At 64.7% G+C, this 17,961-nt stretch carries 15 protein-coding genes; 14 read left to right on the top strand and 1 reads right to left on the bottom strand.

Annotated features, from left to right (window positions below; all coding sequences use genetic code 11):
- Nucleotides 1-114: 114 nt before the first annotated feature.
- From cyoA to QX071_RS11115, 14 genes are all read left to right on the top strand, one after another.
- Nucleotides 115-1,287, top strand: a complete 1,173-nt coding sequence (gene cyoA / locus QX071_RS11050) for a ubiquinol oxidase subunit II (RefSeq protein WP_315700789.1) — start codon at nt 115-117, stop codon at nt 1,285-1,287.
- A gap of 9 nt (nt 1,288-1,296) precedes the next feature.
- The gene (cyoB, locus tag QX071_RS11055; protein ID WP_315700788.1) at nt 1,297-3,306 is read left to right on the top strand and encodes a cytochrome o ubiquinol oxidase subunit I; all 2,010 of its coding nucleotides are present in this window, start codon (nt 1,297-1,299) and stop codon (nt 3,304-3,306) included.
- Nucleotides 3,303-3,932 (top strand): cytochrome o ubiquinol oxidase subunit III, encoded by a 630-nt coding sequence (gene cyoC / locus QX071_RS11060; protein WP_315700787.1) that lies wholly within the window; start codon nt 3,303-3,305, stop codon nt 3,930-3,932. The genes cyoB and cyoC overlap by 4 nt, the downstream gene beginning before the upstream one ends.
- Nucleotides 3,929-4,306, top strand: a complete 378-nt coding sequence (gene cyoD, locus QX071_RS11065; RefSeq protein WP_315700786.1) for a cytochrome o ubiquinol oxidase subunit IV — start codon at nt 3,929-3,931, stop codon at nt 4,304-4,306. The genes cyoC and cyoD overlap by 4 nt, the downstream gene beginning before the upstream one ends.
- 35 nt (nt 4,307-4,341) lie before the next feature.
- Nucleotides 4,342-5,100, top strand: coding sequence for an SURF1 family protein (locus QX071_RS11070; protein ID WP_409977544.1), 759 nt, complete (start codon nt 4,342-4,344; stop codon nt 5,098-5,100).
- A 92-nt stretch (nt 5,101-5,192) separates the two neighbouring features.
- On the top strand, nt 5,193-6,536 hold the full coding sequence (locus tag QX071_RS11075) for an ATP-binding protein (protein ID WP_315700785.1): 1,344 nt from the start codon (nt 5,193-5,195) through the stop codon (nt 6,534-6,536).
- Nucleotides 6,526-7,059, top strand: a complete 534-nt coding sequence (locus QX071_RS11080; RefSeq protein WP_315700784.1) for a response regulator transcription factor — start codon at nt 6,526-6,528, stop codon at nt 7,057-7,059. Before QX071_RS11075 ends, QX071_RS11080 begins: the two co-directional genes overlap by 11 nt.
- A gap of 299 nt (nt 7,060-7,358) precedes the next feature.
- Complete coding sequence (locus tag QX071_RS11085) at nt 7,359-8,513, top strand: glycosyltransferase (RefSeq protein ID WP_315700783.1); 1,155 nt, start codon at nt 7,359-7,361, stop codon at nt 8,511-8,513.
- 27 nt (nt 8,514-8,540) lie between these two features.
- On the top strand, nt 8,541-10,820 hold the full coding sequence (locus tag QX071_RS11090) for an exopolysaccharide transport family protein (RefSeq protein WP_315700782.1): 2,280 nt from the start codon (nt 8,541-8,543) through the stop codon (nt 10,818-10,820).
- Entirely contained in the window at nt 10,817-11,974 is a 1,158-nt protein-coding gene (locus QX071_RS11095; protein WP_315700781.1) for a glycosyltransferase family 4 protein, read from the top strand. The genes QX071_RS11090 and QX071_RS11095 overlap by 4 nt, the downstream gene beginning before the upstream one ends.
- A complete protein-coding gene (locus QX071_RS11100; protein WP_315700780.1) occupies nt 11,971-13,491 on the top strand; it encodes a lipid II flippase MurJ in 1,521 nt (506 codons plus the stop codon). The genes QX071_RS11095 and QX071_RS11100 overlap by 4 nt, the downstream gene beginning before the upstream one ends.
- Nucleotides 13,488-14,510, top strand: coding sequence for a polysaccharide deacetylase family protein (locus QX071_RS11105; protein ID WP_315700779.1), 1,023 nt, complete (start codon nt 13,488-13,490; stop codon nt 14,508-14,510). The genes QX071_RS11100 and QX071_RS11105 overlap by 4 nt, the downstream gene beginning before the upstream one ends.
- A complete protein-coding gene (locus QX071_RS11110; protein ID WP_315700778.1) occupies nt 14,503-15,687 on the top strand; it encodes a glycosyltransferase in 1,185 nt (394 codons plus the stop codon). Before QX071_RS11105 ends, QX071_RS11110 begins: the two co-directional genes overlap by 8 nt.
- A 207-nt stretch (nt 15,688-15,894) precedes the next feature.
- Nucleotides 15,895-16,806 carry an acyl-CoA acyltransferase gene (locus QX071_RS11115; RefSeq protein ID WP_315700777.1) on the top strand — a complete coding sequence of 304 codons (912 nt, stop codon included), beginning with the start codon at nt 15,895-15,897 and terminating at the stop codon, nt 16,804-16,806.
- Nucleotides 16,807-16,871: 65 nt separating this feature from the next.
- Here QX071_RS11115 and QX071_RS11120 read toward each other — a convergent pair whose 3' ends face one another.
- Complete coding sequence (locus QX071_RS11120; RefSeq protein ID WP_315700776.1) at nt 16,872-17,870, bottom strand: adenylate/guanylate cyclase domain-containing protein; 999 nt, start codon at nt 17,868-17,870, stop codon at nt 16,872-16,874.
- Nucleotides 17,871-17,961 lie beyond the last annotated feature (91 nt).

A 17,961-nucleotide genomic window follows, 5' to 3' on the forward strand; every position in this document is an offset into this window, starting at 1 on the left:
TGTGTTTGGCCGCGCTGCCGCGGGCTCGGTATTGGACAAATTGTCCAATGTTGGATGCGCTGCAGCATCGCTACCTCTCCGCCGGAAAAAATCCGTCGCTTGATGGGGTTAAGCGTGCGTCATCTGAAACTCTTGGCTTTATTGCCGCTTGGTCTCGCTCTTGGCGGGTGTGATTTCGTGGTCCTGTCGCCGGCTGGCGACGTGGCCGCGCAACAGCGCGACCTCGTTGTTATCGCCACCGTCCTGATGCTGTTGATCGTGGTGCCCGTCATGGTGGCGACCGCCGTGATCGCCTGGCGCTACCGGCAGTCGAATACGTCGGCTACGTACACGCCGGAGTGGGATCACTCCACTCAACTCGAGTTGATGATCTGGGCGGCGCCGCTTCTGATCATCATCTGCCTTGGCGCCGTGACCTGGATGGGCACGCATCTGCTCGATCCCTACCGGACGCTCGGGCGCATCGCCTCGGATCGTCCGGCGAGCCCGGACAACAGGCCGCTGGAGGTCGATGTCGTCGCGCTCGACTGGAAGTGGCTGTTCATCTACCCGGAATATGGCGTCGCCAGCCTCAACGAGCTTGCCGCACCCGTCAACCGGCCGCTCGATTTCAAGATCACGGCCTCTTCGGTGATGAACTCATTCTACATTCCCGCGCTCGCCGGCCAGATCTACGCGATGCCGGGCATGCAGACGCGGCTGAACGCGGTGATCAATGCGCCCGGCAGCTATCGCGGCTTCTCCGCCAACTATTCCGGCGCCGGCTTCTCGCACATGCGCTTCACCTTCCAGGCGCTGGCCGATGCCGATTTTGACAAATGGATCGCCAAAGCGAAGTCGGCCAACAGCCGGCTCGGCCGGCAGGAGTATCTCGCGCTTGAGCGCCCCAGCGAGAACGAGCCGGTCCGCTTCTACGCGCCGGTGGACGAGGAGCTGTTCCCGGCGATCCTCAACATGTGCGTCGAGACCGGCAAGATGTGCACCAGTGAGATGATGGCGATCGACGCCAAGGGCGGCATGGGCCTTGCCGGCATCCGGAACACGCTGCCGCTGACCTACGACAAGTTCGCCGCGCGCGGCGCCGTGTTCGGTCCCGAGCCCAGCTATATCACGGGCGGGGTCTGTCTGCCCGGCGACCAGATCAGCCGGATGTCGGACGCCTCGATCATCGTTCCCGCGCCGCGCGATGCGACGCCGTTGCGCGGCAGCGGATTGGCGCGTCCCGGTTTCGCGTTGAAGTCTTCGACCTCCTTCATCTTCGGCCGCAGCTCCAGATCGGATTCGTGAGATAGAGCCATGTTTGACACCCACGATCTCACCAGGCTGATCTTCGGACGGCTCACGCTGGAGTCGCTGCCGCTGCACGAGCCGATCATCGTCGGCACCTTCGCGGTGGTCGCGCTCGGCGGCATCGCGCTGCTCGGCGCCATCACCTATTTCCGGCTCTGGGCCTATCTGTGGCGCGAATGGTTCACCAGCGTCGACCATAAGCGCATCGGTATCATGTACATGGTGCTCGGCATCGTCATGCTGCTGCGCGGCTTTGCAGATGCGCTGATGATGCGCATGCAGCAGGCGATGGCCTTCAACGGCTCGGACGGTTTCCTGCCGGCCCATCACTACGATCAGGTCTTCACGGCGCATGGCGTCATCATGATCTTCTTCGTGGCGATGCCGCTGGTCACCGGGCTGATGAACTTCGTGGTGCCGCTGCAGATCGGGGCCCGCGACGTGTCGTTCCCGTTCCTGAACAATTTCAGCTTCTGGATGACGGTCGGCGGCGCGGTGCTGGTGATGGCCTCGCTGTTCATCGGCGAGTTCGCGCGCACCGGCTGGCTCGCTTATCCGCCGCTGTCGAATCTTGCCTATAGTCCAGACGTCGGCGTCGATTACTACATCTGGGGGCTGCAGGTGGCGGGCGTCGGCACGACGCTGTCGGGCATCAACCTGATCTGCACCGTCGTGAAGATGCGTGCGCCCGGCATGACCATGATGAAGATGCCGGTGTTCACCTGGACCTCGCTCTGCACCAACGTGCTGATCGTCGCCTCCTTCCCGGTCTTGACCGCGGTTCTCGCGCTGCTGTCGCTGGACCGCTACGTCGGCACCAATTTCTTCACCAACGATTTCGGTGGCGATCCGATGATGTACGTGAACCTCATCTGGATCTGGGGCCATCCGGAGGTCTACATCCTCGTGCTGCCGGTCTTCGGCGTGTTCTCTGAGGTGACCGCGACCTTCTCCGGCAAACGCCTGTTCGGCTACACCTCGATGGTCTACGCCAGCGTCGTCATCACCGTCCTGTCCTACCTGGTGTGGCTGCACCATTTCTTCACGATGGGCTCGGGGGCGAGCGTCAACTCGTTCTTCGGCATCACCACCATGATCATCTCGATCCCGACGGGGGCGAAGATGTTCAATTGGCTGTTCACGATGTACCGGGGGCGAATCCGCTTCGAACTGCCGATGATGTGGACGGTCGCCTTCATGCTGACCTTCGTGATCGGCGGCATGACCGGCGTGCTGCTCGCGGTGCCGCCGGCGGACTTCGTGCTGCACAACAGCCTGTTTCTGATCGCGCATTTCCACAACGTGATCATCGGCGGCGTGGTGTTCGGCGTGTTTGCCGCCATCGCCTACTGGTTCCCGAAGGCGTTCGGCTTCAAGCTGGATCCGTTCTGGGGCAAGATGTCGTTCTGGTTCTGGGTGGTCGGCTTCTACTTCGCCTTCATGCCGCTCTATGTGCTGGGGCTGATGGGCGTGACGCGGCGGCTGCGCGTGTTCGATGATCCGTCGTTGCAGATCTGGTTCGTCATCGCCGGCATCGGTGCGCTTTTGATCGCCTGCGGCATCGGCTGCTTCCTGGTCCAGATCGCGGTCAGCATTCTCCGCCGCAAGGAGCTTGCTGACGTCACCGGCGATCCCTGGGACGCCCGCACCTTGGAGTGGGCGACCTCCTCGCCGCCGCCGGCCTACAACTTCGCCTTCACGCCCATGGTGCATGACAACGATGCCTGGTGGGACATGAAGCGTCGCGGCTACGCGCGGCCCTTGGCCGGCTTCAAGGCGATCCACATGCCGAGCAACACCGGCACTGGCGTGATCCTGGCGGGGCTTGCGACCGCGATGGCGTTCGGCTTGATCTGGTACATCTGGTGGCTGGCGGCGGTGAGCTTCGTTGCGCTGCTTGCGGTCGCGATCCGCCACACCTTCAACTATCATCAGAGTTTCCATATCGCCGCCGACGAGGTCGTGCGCACCGAGCGTGCACGGACCGAGCTGCTCGCGGCAGGAGGGAAGGCATGACCATTGCGATGGGATCGATGAAGGCCGGCGAGCCGGTCTTCTACGTCGTCGACGAGCACGAGCATCCGGAAGGCCACAGCACCATGCTGGGCTTCTGGATCTATCTGATGAGCGACTGCCTCATCTTCGCGATGCTGTTCGCCGTCTATGGCGTGCTCGGCGGCAAATATGCCGCGGGCCCGGCGCCGAAGGATCTGTTCGACCTGTCGCTGGTCGCGGTCAACACCACGTTCCTGCTGCTGTCGTCGCTCACCTATGGTCTTGCCATGCTCGCCATGGGACAGTCGCGCGCCGGCGCGATGCAGGCTTGGCTGGTGGTGACCGGCCTGTTCGGTCTCGGCTTCCTCGGCATCGAGCTGTCCGAGTTCGCGCACATGATCCATGAAGGCGCGACGCCCCAGCGCAGCGCCTTCCTGTCGTCATTCTTCACCCTGGTTGGCACCCACGGCCTGCACGTCACCTTTGGCCTGATCTGGCTGGTGACCCTGATGGTGCAGGTCCGGACCCATGGTCTGATCGAGGCCAACCGCCGCCGGCTGTTCTGCCTGAGCATGTTCTGGCACTTCCTCGACGTCATCTGGATCGGCGTCTTCACCGTCGTCTATCTCATGGGAATGCTGCGATGAGCACGGATGTCCACGCCCAAGCCCACATCCACGGCGCGGATGCCGGGGACCACAGCCACGGCACCCGGTCCGATCTGTGGATCGGCTTTGCAGCTTCGGTCGTCCTGACCGCGCTGCCGTTCTGGCTGGTGATGAGCGGAACGCTCGACAAGCAGGTGGCTGCGCTCGTCATCATGGCGCTGGCGGCTGTGCAGGTCGTGGTCCATATGGTCTACTTCCTGCACATGAACTCGCGCGCGGAAGGCGGCTGGACCATGATGGCGCTGATCTTCACGATCATCGTGGTGGTGATCGCCCTGAGCGGTTCATTGTGGGTCATGCACCATTTGACCACCAACATGATGCCCGTACACGAGATGAGCCCATCGCCGTGACAGAGCCTCCCACGGAGGGGGCCGAGCACGAGGGGATCGATTGTGAGCGCCGCAACGCGCGCCGGCTGTCGTCCCTGTTGCTCGGGCTCGCGTGGGGCGTTTGCGTTGCGGTGCTGCTGGCGCTCGGTGTCTGGCAGCTGGAGCGGCGCGTCTGGAAGCTCGATCTCATCGACCGGGTCGAACAGCGCGTCCATGCCGCGGCGGTGCCAATGCCCGGCCTGGCATCGTGGTCGGCAGTCAATCGCAGTGAGGACGAATACCGCCGGGTTATCGCCAGCGGCCGCTTCCTGAATGATCGCGAGACGTTGGTGCAGGCCCTGACCGTCGAGGGCCCGGGCTATTGGGTCGTCACACCTCTCGAGACAACCGATCACACGATCGTGCTGATCAACCGGGGCTTCGTCCCAGTAGACCGTCGCAATCCCGCGACGCGAGCGGAAGGGAACCCGATGGAACCCGTCGCGGTGACCGGGCTGCTGCGGATCTCGGAACCGGGCGGGGGCTTCCTGCGCAAGAATGATCCGGCTACCAACCGCTGGTATTCACGTGACGTCGGGGCGATCGCGGCGGCGCGGGGCCTGCCGCAGGTTGCGCCGTTCTTCATCGACGCCGATGCGACCCCAAATCCGGGCGGTTGGCCGCGGGGCGGCTTGACCGTGATCTCCTTTCCGAACAATCACCTGGTCTACGCGCTGACCTGGTTTAGCTTGGCAACCATGCTGGCGGGGGCTGGACTGCACCGCCTTGTCCAGTTGCGCCGGTCGCCCGGCCGCCGTCCGCAGGAGGCAACTTAGCGGCAATGCCGCCGGGACAAGCTGAAGGTCTTCTGATAGGCCAAGCTTTGAGGTTGATGCGCAGTCGACACGATGAGATCTCGGGACTTGCCATGAGGAACGAAGCCGCGACCTTGCCGGTCGCAGCCAATGCCACCGAGGCGCTCGGTTCGCCGCTGCCGGCCGCGGATACGACCAACCGCAAGAACATGGCGCTGCTGATTCAGCTGCGCTGGACCGCGGTGGCCGGACAGATCGCCACCATCACGTTCGTCACCTGGTGGTTCGATATCAGCTTGCCGCTTGCACCGATGGCGGCCGTGATCTGCGCGCTGATTGCGTTGAATGTGATCAGCGAGACCTGGCTCAGATACCGTGACGACGTCAACAACCGCGATCTCCTGATCGCGCTGATGCTCGACGTCGTGGCGTTGACGGCCGAACTGCATCTGGCCGGCGGCGCCTCCAATCCGTTCACCTGCCTCTATCTGCTTCAGGTGACACTCGGCGCAGTGCTGCTCGACGCACGTTCGAGCTGGTCTCTGGTCGCGCTGACATGCGTCAGCTTCATCTGGCTCGTCGTCTCCTATCGGCCGTTGCAGCTGCCGCACCACAGCGCCAGCGAGGTCTTCAGCCTGTATGTCACAGGCACCTTCGTCGGCTTCGTGCTCGACGCCGTTCTGCTCGTCGTATTCGTGACCCGTATCAACCGGAACCTCCGCGAGCGCGATGCCAAGCTTGCCGCCTTGCGCCAACATGCCGCCGAGCAGGATCACATCATCCGGATGGGCCTGCTGGCCTCGGGCGCGGCGCACGAACTCGGCACGCCGCTCGCCTCGCTGTCCGTGATTCTGAACGACTGGCGGCGTATGCCGGCGATCGCCTCCGATCCCGCGATCGCGGACGATTTCGCCGAGATGGAAGCCTCGGTGCAGCGCTGCAAATCCATCGTCACGGACATCCTGGTATCGGCCGGGCAGGCGCGCGGCGAGGGATCTGCGCCGACCACGCTGAAGCGCTTTCTCGCCGCCCTGGTCGACGAGTGGCGCACCGCGCGCTCGGCCCGCAATCTGATCTTCCGGAACGAGTTTGGCGATGACCTCGCGATCGTCTCCGACGTCGCGCTGAAGCAGGCGATCGTGAACGTGCTTGACAACGCCTACGAAGTTTCGCGCGATTGGGTAGAGCTTGTCGTCGAACGTGACGGCGACATGCTGCTTCTGAGCATCAGCGACCGCGGCCCCGGCTTCGACCGTGCCATTCTCGCGCAACTCGGCCGGCCGTATCAAAGCAGCAAAGGACGGCCGGGCGGCGGTCTCGGCCTGTTCCTGGTGGTCAACGTGATCCGCAAGCTTGGCGGTGTCGTTTCGGCCTGGAACCATCGGGGGCGTGGCGCGACGGTGCGATTGTCATTGCCGCTGTCGATGCTTGCGATTGGAGAATGCGGTGGAGAGTGACCGATCCCTGCTCATCGTCGAGGACGACGAGGGTTTTGCGCGCACTTTGAAGCGCTCCTTCGAGCGGCGCGGCTACGACGTCGTGGTTGCCGTGTCTTGCGATGAAGTCGGCGAGATCCTGAAAGTGAAGTCGCCCGGTTACGCCGTGGTCGATCTCAAGCTCGGCGGCGCATCGGGCCTCGTCTGCGTCGAGACGTTGCATGCGCATGATCCGCAGATGCTGATCGTCGTGCTGACCGGCTATGCCAGCATAGCTACGGCCGTGGAAGCCATCAAGCTCGGGGCCTGCCATTACCTGGCAAAACCGTCCAATACCGATGACATCGAGGACGCGTTTCGCAAGGCGCAGGGCAATCCGCAGGTCGCGCTCGCCGACCGGTCGACCTCGATCAAAACGCTGGAATGGGAGCGGATCCATCAGACCCTGATCGAGACCGACTTCAACATCTCGGAGACCGCGCGGCGGCTCGGCATGCATCGCCGTACCTTGGCCCGCAAGCTCGAGAAGCGGCAGGTCAGGTAGGCGCCCGTCTGACGACCAGGGCTGCGGATCTGATCCAGGCAATGGCCTGTTAATCTAAAAATTCTACGATCAGCACGTGTGCCAGAACAGGACCCGCGCGTATCTGTGCTCGGTGCACGCAAAGATGTTCCGGCATGACGCGGACTTTCCTGCGCGTGTCCTTTCCGCTTCCTTACCTGTTAACCCAAAAACAGCGGGCGTGAAGCGAACAGCGATTAACTAGGAATTTAGGATCGGGTTGTGCGCGTCGATACCTCCCTTAAGGGTTTCATTAAATTGCCCTGGACTCGGAGGTCCCGATGCGCGTCGCTATAGTTCACGATTGGCTGTACGTCCTGGGCGGCGCCGAGCAGGTCCTGCGCGAAATCCTGCGCTGCTATCCGAATGCGGACGTCTTCACGCTGTTCGATCTTCTTCGTCCCGAAGACCGGCGCAAGCTGGGGTTCGAGACGTCCCACACCAGCTTCCTGCAGAAGATGCCGTTTCTGCACAAGCGCCACCGCTCCTATCTGCCGCTGATGCCGCTTGCGATCGAGCAGTTCGACCTGTCGAGCTACGATCTCGTCATTTCGAGCAGTTGCGCCGTCGCCAAGGGCGTGCTCACCGGACCGGAGCAGCTGCATGTCGCCTATGTGCATTCGCCGATGCGATATGCCTGGGATCTGCAGCACGTCTATCTGAACGAAAGCGGCTACGCGACCGGCCTGAAAGGCGCGATGGCGCGCATGCTCCTGCACCGGATGCGGATCTGGGACGCACGCACCGCGCATGGTCCCGATGCGATCTTCACGAATTCGCAATTCGTCGCCCGCCGGATCAAGAAGATCTATGGGCGCGAGGCCAAGGTGATCTATCCGCCGGTATCGCTGGCCAATCGCGATGTCATCCTTCCCGTGGGCAATCACTTCCTAGCCGCCAGCCGGCTCGTCCCCTACAAGCGCATCGAGCCGATCGTGCACGCCTTCAACGGGCTGCCGGATCTGGAGCTGATCGTCGCCGGCGACGGCCCGGAAGCTGATCGGCTCAAGGCGATTGCCGGGCCGAACATCAAGTTCGTCGGCTTTGTCCCCGACAAACAGCTGCGTGACCTGATGGCGACCGCGCGGGCATTCGTGTTCGCGGCGGAGGAGGATTTCGGCATCGTTCTCGTCGAGGCGCAGTCCGAAGGCGCGCCCGTGCTGGCTTTAGGCCGCGGCGGCGCGCGCGAGTCGATCCTGGCCGGCGGACCGCGGCCGACCGGAATGTTCTTCGAGGCGGCCGATCCGCAGTCGATCGCCGCATGCGTGCTGTCGTTCGTCGCCAAGGAACGGTCGATCTCGCGGCTCGACTGTCGCCAGCGGGCGGCCTTCTTCTCTGCCGAGCGGTTCCGCAGCCAGTTCGTTGCGGCCGTGAACGAAGAGTTCGAACGCCTGCATGGGGGGGATCAGAGCCAGGCAGCGCGGCTGATCGCGTAACGGGACCGTTGGGGTGAGACCAGGAAGATGAGCCACGCGAGCAGATCCGATAGCCTGGCCGGCCTTGCGATTGCCGGCACGGTGTGGCGTCGCCGCCGCGTGTTCGGCGCGGTGTTCGCCGCCATTCTGGGCTTGGCCGTGCTCGCGCTGGTCTTGTTGCCGGTGCGCTATCTCGGCACTGCATCCGTCATCGTCGCCGAGCAGGAACCTGGCGCGGCCGCCAATGCCTCTTCGGCGTGGGCCCAGAAGGTCGGCGATCCCGCCGATATGGAGAGCCAGCTGCTCGTCATTCGTTCGCCCCGGCTGTTGCGGCTGGTGATGAGCACCCCGGGCGTCATTCCGGCGGTGGTCGAGGAGTGCGAGCGCGGACGGCTGCTGGGTGGCGCGGGCAGCTGCGACAAGCTCAAGACCGATGCGGGCGCCTTCATCGAGCATGTCGACGGTCGCTTCAGTGTCGCATCCGCCGGCCGCTCCCGCGTGATCAATATCTCGTATCAGTCGGGCATTCCCGAAGTGGCGCAGACGCTGGCCAATGCACTGACCCAGGCGTTTCTCGACGACCAGCGCAACGAAGGCGCCAACAGTCGCGAGGTCGCAAGCTCCTGGATCTGGCGGGAGCTGAAACAGCTCGATCAGCAGCTGCGCGCTGCCGACGAGAAGATCCAGCAGTTCCGCCGCACCAAGGGGCTGATGCGCGGCGCCAATGCGCCGATCTCGTCGGAGCGGCTCACCAGCATCGGCCAGCAGCTTTCGCAGGCGGAAGCCGCGCGGGCCGAAGCCGCTGCGCGGCTGCAGGAGATCAAGTCGGAGCAGGAGCGGGGGCCGACTGATGCGCCCTCGGTACTGTCGAGCCGAACCATTGCGGATTTGAAGCAGCAGCTGACGGCAGTCAGCGCGCAGCTCGCCAGCGCGGCGACGATGCTCGGCCCGAAGCATCCCTCGATGCTGGCGCTGAGCCGCGAGCAGGCGATGATCCAGCAGCGGCTGGTCGAGGAGATGCAAAACATCGCCGCAAGCGCCAAGAAGGCCTATGACGCGAACGATGCCCTGGTGAATTCGCTCAAGACGCAGATGGATGCGGCGAAGGCGGAGGCCGGCTCGGCCACGCTCGACGAAGCCTCGATCGAGAGCATGGTGCGCGACACCGAGATCAAGCGCCAGCAATATGCCGAGCTGTACAAGAAGGCGAGCGAGCTCGAGACCGAGCGGCGGGTCCTGCAAGGCAGCACCCGGCTGGTGAGTCTGGCCGAACTGCCGAACAAGCCGTTCTTTCCCAAGAAGATCCCATTCCTGGCCGCAGGCACCACGCTGGCGCTGATCTTCGGCATCGGCGCCACCATGCTGGCCGATAAGCTCAGCCGTTCCGCGACGGGCGAGGCCGCGCCCCAATCTGCGCAGCCGGTCGCGCCTCAGCCGATGCCACCGTCCGCGCCTGCCGTCGCCGAGATCGAGCAGGCGCCGGCGCTGGCGCCACAAAGTGTGGAGCAAACGCCCGATCCGCCCATCGCGGAGGTCCCAAGGTCGCAGCTGCCGAAGATCGCCGATGTACCGATCCTGGCCTGCCTGCCACGGCTCAAGACATTGCGGCAGCTGTCGGCGGTCGGCGCCATTCTCCAGGATTACCGCAACCTCGCCCTTCCGCAGGTACTGCGGCTGGCGTCGGAAGACGCCGAGTTTCAGGCCGGTATGCGTGCGCTGGTCCAGGCGCTTGGCCTCGTCGAATCCGGGCCGACACGGCGCATCGTGGTGACGTCGGCGGGGGACGGCGAGGGCAAGACGACCTGCGTATTGTCGCTCGCCGAGCATCTGGCCGCCGCGGGCCGCCGCGTCCTGATGGTCGAGTGCGAGCCCGTCCATCCTGATTTTGCGCAGGTGTTATCGCTGCCGGCGAGTCCCGGATTGTCCGGCGTACTGTCCGGCGCGGCAGCGGTGAGCCAGGCAGTGATCAGGACGGACCGTCCCAACCTGCACGTGCTGCCGTTCGGCGAGAGAACCGGGCGGGTCGCCAGTGTGCTGTTCGGAGCGAAGATTGCCGAGCTGTTGTCCGGACTGGGTGACTACGATGCGGTGCTGATCGACAGTCCGCTGCCTGCGCTCGAGAGCTTGTGTCTCTCTAAGATTGATAACCTGCTGCTATGCGTCAGGAGCGATCGCTCCGTCATCGAGCCGGTGATCTCCGCGATCACCCGTGTCAAATTGCTGGGGGCCGACGACCTCGCCATCGTCGTCACGATGACCGACGCAGAACACGGTGGTCGGCCGCAACCGGCGTTCACGGCAACAGACGCCTATGCCAGGGCAGGGTGATGTCAAGCGCGCGCGTGCTGTTTGTTGATCACACCGGCCAGATCGGCGGCGCCGAGCTGATCCTGCTCGACGTCGTCGCGGGCCGGCAGAACTCATCCGCCTTTCTGTTCGAGGACGGACCGCTGAGCGCGGCGCTGGCCGGACGCGGTCTGAAGCTCATCATCTCGCAGCATGGCCGCGGCCTGTCGCGCTTCCGCCGTGATAGCTCAGCATTGGCGGCGCTGCCGCTGCTCGGCCGGCTCGCGGCGATCGTGGTCGAGATCGCGAAAGCGGCGCGCGGCCACGATCTCGTCTATGCCAATTCGCAGAAGGCATTCGTGCTGGCGGCGCTCGCCAGTGTCGTGGCGCGGCGGCCGCTGATCTGGCATCTGCACGACATCATCAGCCCGGCACATTTCGGCGCCGCGCAGCGGCGCATGCAAGTCCTCCTTGCAAACCGGTGTGCACTGAAGGTGATCGTTCCATCCGACGCGGCGGCCGCGGCTTTCATCGCCGCCGGCGGGCGGCGCAGCCTCGTCGAGGTCGTACCCAATGGGCTTGCCTTGCAGCGGGAGCAGACCCTGCGCTGCGACCTCCGACAGGCGCTCGGCCTGCCGGAGGGGCCGCTCGTCGGTGTGTTCAGCCGGCTCGCGCCCTGGAAAGGCCAGCACGTCCTGCTCGAAGCGCTCGCGGCGCTTCCAGGTGTCGGCTGTATCGTGGTCGGCGATGCGCTGTTCGGCGAGCAGGACTATGCGGCGCAGCTGCAGCAGATGGTGGCCGAGCTCGGCTTGGCCGGGCGCGTGCATTTCCTCGGCCATCGCAGCGACGTGCCGAAACTGATGCAGGCGGTCGACGCGATGGTGCATCCCTCGATCGATCCCGAGCCGTTCGGCCGTACCCTGGTCGAAGCGATGCTGTCGGGCGTGCCGGTGATCGCGACCGATGCCGGCGCGGCTCCTGACATCCTGGAGCGCGGTCGCGCTGGAACCTTGATCCCGCCGGCCAATCCGCGCGCGCTGGCGGCCGCGATCGCCGCCGTATTGGCAAGGCCGGATCAGCTCGCAACCCAGCTGGAATATGCTGCGCAGCGCGCGCGTGCCGAATACAGCCTGGCGCGCATGTGCGAGGCGATCGGGCTTCTGATCGCCAAGGCGCAGGCCGGAGCTGCCGCGTGAGTGCGCATCAGCATTCGCTGCGGCGCTTCAGTGCACTGCTGATCAGCGGCGCGCTGGCGAGCAAACTGCTCGGCTTCGCGCGCGAAGTGATGATGGCGCATGTGCTCGGCGCCTCGCTGATCGCCGACGGCTTCCGCTCCGCCACGACCGCCGTGCTGATCCCGATCGCTTTCCTGCAGAACGAAAGTGTGCCCGCGATCATGATCCCGATGCATCGCGCGGCGCTGCAGGGCGACAACCCGTCGCGCAGCCTCGGCGCGCTGACGATCGTGATCGGAGCGCTATCCACGCTGGTGATGCTGATCGTGCTCTTGCTCGGCGAGATATGGGTCGATACCATCGTCGGCGGATTTTCGCGCGAGGGCCGCGACCTGACCTTGCATTTCGTGCGGATGATGGCGTTCAGCATGCCGGCCTCCGCCGTGCTCAATGTGCTCGCAGCCGGCGAGATCGCGCTTGGTCGTACGCGCCTCACCAATATCCGCGCCAGCCTGTTGAACCTCGCCGTGCTCGCCGGCATCGCGCTTTTGATGCTCACCGGCGACGCCTACGTCCTGGCCTGTTCCTTCACCTTGGCCTTCAACGCGCTGGCGCTGTGGGGCCTGATCACGCTGTGGCGCGAGGGCGTGCTCGGCTTCTCCGGCCTGACAGTCCCGATCATTTTTGCCAAGGCCACTGATTTCTTCCGCAGGCTACGCGTCCTTCTGGCGCTACCGCTCGCCGAGCAGGGCAATGTCTGGATCGAGCGGCTGACCGCCTCCCGCCTCACGACCGGCGCAGTGGCCTCGCTCGATTACGCCCGCTCATTGACCGAAAGCGCGCTGCTGCTCATCAGCCAGCCGCTCGGCATGGCGGTCCTGTCGCATCATGCGCCTCAGGATCCGCGCAGCCAGTTGGATACGCTGCTGCGGCCGCTGTTGGCGTTGACCTTGCCCGCCTCGGCGTTCCTCCTGATGTTCGCGACCGATATCGTGCGCCTGATCTATTTCCGCGGTGCCTTCGGCGACGAGGCCCTGCTGCTGACCTCGCACGCGCTGAAGGGCATCGCCTGCGGTGTCTGGGCGGCGACGCTCGGCTGGATCCTGATCCGCCTGCTCAACGGCGCGGGCCGCAACGGCGCGGCCGCGCTGATCATCGTGTCGGGCTACGCGGTCAATATGGGCTTCAACCTCCTGATCCCGATGGTCGAGACCTCGCCCGCGTCGGGCATGCAACTACTCGGCATCGGCGAGGCGCTGCGCAGTCTCGTCCTTCTGCTCGGCGTCGTGGTCGTGCTCGGCGAGCGGCGGAAGGTGCTGACATCGATCGGCCTCGCGCTTGTGCCGACTTTGTTGATGGCGGTGCTGGGTCAGTTCATCCAGGATGCCATTGCCGGCCTGCTGCCGCGCTTAATCGCCGGCGGGTTTGCCTATCTCCTCTGTCTCGCTTTCGCCGTGGGCTTGCTGATGCCGGCGCAATTCAGCGCGGCATTCAATCAGGTCCGCAGATCATTCAAGGTGAGGGGAGAGCTGAGTTGAGCCTGGCCGCACTCGCTGTCGCAAAAGCCATGATGGGAACCAAAGCCTTCGTCCTGCCGTTCGCCAAGGCCTATGATCGCGTGCTGGGCCGCCGCGGATGTTTTTTCACCTTTCACCGCGCCGCGCCGTCTGCGCTCTGGGAGCGGCTGCCGAACCGCGACTTCCATATCGACCTCGATTTTCTCGATCGGTTCCTGACACATCTGCGCCGCGACGGCTGGGACGTGGTGACGATGAGCGAAGCGCTGCGCCGCGCGGCGGACGCAACTGATCGCAGCCGTTACGTCAATTTCTCGATCGACGATTGCTATCGCGACACATACGAATGGGTGCTGCCGCTGTTTCGTCGGCACGCGGTGCCGGTGACGCTGTTCGTGAGCACTGGGATTCCCGACGGCACGCTGCCGCTGTGGACGGCCGGTCTGGAGGATGTGCTGCTCCACCACGACGGCGTGCGGGTCGATGACGGGGTGGTCGAACTGACGACGTCCGAGCAGCGCCGCGCAGCCTTTGCGTTGATAGCCGCGTCCTGGGATGGTCCCGAGGCCGGCCGCCACTATGCTGCGTTCTGTGCGGCGAACGACATCGATATGACCACGATGCACTGGAAGCACGCGATCTCCTGGGACATGCTGCAGGAGTTGGCCACGGATCCTTTGGCGGAGATCGGGGCTCACACCGTCACGCATGCGCGGGTTTCGGATCTCTCGCCGCAAGCGGCCTTCGACGAGCTGGTGCAGTCGCGCCGCCGTTTGAACGAACGGCTCGGGATCGATGTGCAGCACTTCGCATTTCCCTATGGCCGTGCAGCCGATTGCGGTGCGCGCGATTTTGCGCTCGCCCGGCAGGCCGGATTCAGCAGCGCCGCGACCACGCGCAAGGGCCTGGTTCGTCACGGCCAGGATCCGTTCTCGCTGCCTCGCAATACCATCAATGGCGCGCATCGTGATCTTGCGGTCATGGAGATGCATCTGACCGGCCTCAGCGGCACGGCGGCGAGGATCATTGGCCGTGTCTAATCGGATGCCCATACGGATCGTGTCGATCGCGCATCCGGCCGCAAGCAGCGAGGCCGGCTTCCTGCGTTACCGCTCGCTCGCAGCCAGGACCAACATCGATCTGCATCTGGTAATGCCGGCGGTCTGGAAGGAGTTCGGCCGCACCATCGTCGCCGAGCCACCGCGTGCGGAGGGCTTCTCCATTCATGTGCTGCCGATTCGTTTGCCGCAGGCCGGGCCGATGAAATGGTATCTGCACTTCTATCCGGCACTGCGGCACCTGCTGTCCGAGATCGATCCCGACGTGATCCATCTCTGGGAGGAGCCGTGGAGCGTCGTCGCGCTGCAGGCGCAGCTGCTGCGGCGGCGTGCGGCTGTCGTGCTCGAGGTCGATCAGAATATCCTCAAGCGGCTGCCGCCGCCGTTCGAGACCATCCGCGGATTTGTGCTGGGCCGGACCGATCACATCCTGTCGCGCAGCCCCGATGCGACCGAGGTGGTTCGCGCGTGCGGCTATACGGGCCCAGTGACGCCGATCGGCTATGGCGTGGATCTGGCGACCTTCGTGCCCAGCGCCGAGCCGGTCAGCACGCCGCGCACCCGGCCGCTGACGATCGGCTATGTCGGCAGGCTGGTTGAGGAAAAGGGACTCGACGATGCGCTGGACGCGATTGCGCAGGCCACATCGCCGGTCCTCCTTAACATCATGGGCGAGGGGCCCGATGAAGTCCGCTTGCGCCGGCGCGCGAAAGCCTTGGGGCTTGGCGATTGCGTGACGTTCCGCGGCTGGGGCTCGCCGCAGAAGGTCGCCGCGTTCCTACAGGAGCTCGATGCGTTGGTGCTGCTGACCCGCACCACCAAGGCAGTGCGCGAGCAGTTCGGGCGGGTGATCATCGAGGCGCAGGCTTGCGGCATTCCGGTGATCGGGTCGAGCGGTGGTGCGATTCCGGATGTGGTCCGCGAGGGCGGCTGGATCGTGCCGGAGCGTGATCCCGAAAGCCTGCGGCAACTGCTCGACAGGCTGGCCGCCGATCCCGCCGTGCTGCGGGCAAAGGCGAGTGCCGCGCGTGCCAATGTGCTGGCGCGATTCACCTATGACGCCGTAGCGACGGCGATCGAAGCGGCCTGCCGCGCCGCCGCCAGCGATAGGGCCGCCGCGCGGCTGAAGCCGACACAGCTGCTCGGCGTCGGCAGCTAGCCCGATGGCCGGCATCTTTCCGCTGCGCGAACTACGCGGTGGTCAGTCTGTTGCCGCACAGCTCAAAATACGAGGGCCTCACGCAGCGATCGATTAACGTAAAGGCGAGCCTAGGGAACCGGTTGCTCGCGCAGCACGGCATCTTTGATTAGAATTGCTGACAATGCCGTGTTCGAGGTGAGCCCGTGGAGACCTGAGCGTCGCTGAATGCAATTCGGTCGTGAAGCAGACAATTCCAATGCAGCGCAGCCCGTGACGGCAACTCGCCCGGGCGTTCGCGTGCGTGAGATCGGCGAGGCCGATCTGGCGGCGATCGCCGCGCTGTTGAACCGTGGCTTTCCGCATTGCTCGCAGCAATATTGGCTGCGAGGCCTGCAGCGGCACGCAACGCGCCCGCGTCCGCACGGCTATCCGGCATTCGGATACTGTCTCGAACAGGACGGAGCCGCGGTCGGCGTGATCCTGCTGTTGTTCTCCGAGGTGCTCGCGGGATCTGAGACCGTCGTCCGCTGCAATGTCTCGAGCTGGTATGTCGAGCCTGAGTTTCGCGCCTTCAGCTCGCTCCTGGTGAGGGCCGCCACCCGCGACAAGCGTGTGACCTATTTCAACATCACGCCGGCGCCGCACACTTGGCCGCAGGTCGAGGCGCAGGGATTCTCGGTCTATTGCCGCGGCCAGATCTACGCGGCGCTCGCACTGTCGAAGCCGGTGTCGCGGGCGACGGTGCGGCCGCTCGCTGCAGGCGAGAGCGCCGGCCTTTCCGACTATGAGGTCGACTTGCTGCGGCGGCATGAAGAGTTCGGCTGCCTCAGCCTCGTCGTGCAGGATGGCAACAACTATCATCCTTTCGTGTTTCAAAAGCACTTGGTCAGGAATCGCGTGCCGGTGTTCCGGCTGCTCTATTGCCGCGATATTGGTGATCTCATCCGCTTCGCCGGCAATCTCGGCCGCTTCCTGGTCCGCCGCGGCGGTCTCCTCGTGCGCTTCGATTCGAACGCGCCGGTGCCGGGCCTGATCGGCTGGTACTCGGAACAGCGAGGCCGCAAGTACGCCAAGGGCCCGCATCCGCCGCGGCTCGGCGACCTCGCCTTCACCGAAGCTGCGCTGTTCGATAGTTGACGCGGCTCGATCGGATCGGCCCGCCAGTGGTTCGATACGAGTCTTAAAGTCGCGGGTGCCCTCTCTCACAAGGCCGCGGCGCGCGTATCGGTCTTAGCCTCTGCCAGCGCACACAGGCCGATGGCCTGTTCCTTGCCGCGCAGCCGGATCAGGCCCAGCGACCGCGCTGCAATTCCCGGCGGAAGCGTCAGGCCATCGAGAAGCTCGGCCGAGGCAATCACCGTTTCACCGCGCTCGCGGCAGGCGTCGACCAGGCGCGCCGTGGTGTTGAGCGCATCGCCCGACAAAGCGATCTCCTTCTTGATCGATCCCATTTCGCCGACCACCACCTGTCCGCAATTCAGGGCGGCGCGCATCTGCGCCGTGATTCCGAACTCGCGCTCATAGTCCGCTTTGTGCGCAGCCAGCCGCGCGAGCGCGGCGAAGCAGGCGCGCACGCATGCCGCGTCCTTCAGCCCTTGGGCGAGCGGCCAGGTGGCGATCAGCTCGTCGCCGACATATTTGTAGATCCGGCCGTGGTGCAGCACGATCGGCCCGCTGAGATCGGTCACGAGGCGATTGAGCAGCCGATGAAAGTCGACTTCGCCCAGTCGTTCGGCCGCTGCGGTCGAGTTCTTCATGTCCATGATCAGGAACACGCGCTGCTCGACCTTTGGACGATGATAGCGTCCGGTTACGAAGGACAGCAGCACGTTCTGGCCCAGAAGACCGCTCACCTCGAACAGGAAGCTGACTACGAAGGTGGCGGCAAAGCAGAACAGGACGTCATCGCCGGAGATACTGATCGGCCGGGCCGGCGGATGGTTGGGAATCAGCAGCTGCCCGATAGCCATGGCCACCAGGAAGACCACGAGATAGACCAGGGAGCGCACGGCGACGATGACCATGAACGACGTGCGCGCAAGCCGCGAGCCGGGCGCCTGCAGGACGAAGAAGCTGAGCCAGCTCACGGCGGTGCCTATGAGCACGCCGGTCACGGCGCCCCGGATCAGCCCATGAAGGCCCGCGCCGGCGGCAATCGACGTCGCATATCCGTATGGCGCCCCGATCGCTGCTGCGATCATGACGTAGCTCAGTAGCGTTGGGGCGAGGAGACGGAGGCGCTCGTCGACAACCATGACGGACAGGAACCGGTACGACCGTGATCGGCCAATC

This window comes from Bradyrhizobium sp. SZCCHNS1022 (genome assembly GCF_032484835.1).
Taxonomy (GTDB): Bacteria; Pseudomonadota; Alphaproteobacteria; order Rhizobiales; family Xanthobacteraceae; genus Bradyrhizobium.

What these genes read in the sequence shown, in the direction of transcription:
- cyoB (WP_315700788.1), top strand. Translation starts at nt 1,297, where the DNA reads ATGTTTGACACCCACGATCTCACCAGGCTGATCTTCGGACGGCTCACG.
- cyoC (WP_315700787.1), top strand. Translation starts at nt 3,303, where the DNA reads ATGACCATTGCGATGGGATCGATGAAGGCCGGCGAGCCGGTCTTCTAC.
- cyoD (WP_315700786.1), top strand. Translation starts at nt 3,929, where the DNA reads ATGAGCACGGATGTCCACGCCCAAGCCCACATCCACGGCGCGGATGCC.
- QX071_RS11075 (WP_315700785.1), top strand. Translation starts at nt 5,193, where the DNA reads ATGAGGAACGAAGCCGCGACCTTGCCGGTCGCAGCCAATGCCACCGAG.
- QX071_RS11085 (WP_315700783.1), top strand. Translation starts at nt 7,359, where the DNA reads ATGCGCGTCGCTATAGTTCACGATTGGCTGTACGTCCTGGGCGGCGCC.
- QX071_RS11090 (WP_315700782.1), top strand. Translation starts at nt 8,541, where the DNA reads ATGAGCCACGCGAGCAGATCCGATAGCCTGGCCGGCCTTGCGATTGCC.
- QX071_RS11115 (WP_315700777.1), top strand. Translation starts at nt 15,895, where the DNA reads ATGCAATTCGGTCGTGAAGCAGACAATTCCAATGCAGCGCAGCCCGTG.
- QX071_RS11120 (WP_315700776.1), bottom strand. Translation starts at nt 17,870, where the DNA reads ATGATCGCAGCAGCGATCGGGGCGCCATACGGATATGCGACGTCGATT.